Genomic DNA, 557 nt, shown 5'->3' with positions numbered 1-557 from the left:
CAAACGGCGCCGCGTCGTCGAGAAGCTCCCTGCGCAGCGTCTGATGGAACCGCTCGACCTTCCCGGTCGTGGTCGGTGACCGCGGCTCGGTCAGCCGATGCACGATGCCGTTGTCCCGGCAGATCCGGTCATACAGCACCTCACCACCAGTGCCGAACCGGCCGGTGAACTGCTTGCCGTTGTCGGTCAGCACCTCACCGGGGACACCGAACCTCTGCAACGCCGCAGCGAATGCCAGGCACACCGCCCGGCCCGTCGCGCGAACCACCACCGCGGCGATGACGCAGTAACGGGAGTGATCATCCACACCGGTGACCACTTTGACCTCGGTGCCGTCCACTAAGAAGATCCCACCGACGATGTCCATCTGCCACAGATCCATCGCTGCCGGGCGTTCCCACCGAATGAACTCCTCGCGCCGCTTACGCCGAGCACCCGGCTGGATCACCCCATGTCGCACCAGCGTCCGATACACCCCCATCCGCGACGGCGGAGGAACGACGCCACGCTTGGCAGCCTCATGCACCAACCGCACCGGCCCCCAACGAGGATGCTGA

The 557-nt window shown here is 66.1% G+C and carries 1 protein-coding gene; it reads right to left on the bottom strand.

What is annotated here, in order from left to right:
* Window positions 1–557, bottom strand: a 557-nt coding sequence (locus Pmi06nite_RS41665) for a DDE-type integrase/transposase/recombinase (protein WP_203958782.1), incomplete at both ends; no start/stop codon positions are given.

It is taken from the genome of Planotetraspora mira (assembly GCF_016863275.1).
Lineage (GTDB): Bacteria > Actinomycetota > Actinomycetes > Streptosporangiales > Streptosporangiaceae > Planotetraspora > Planotetraspora mira.
Note: the sequence above shows the minus strand (reverse complement) of the source record. Positions and strands in the feature narration are given on the sequence as shown.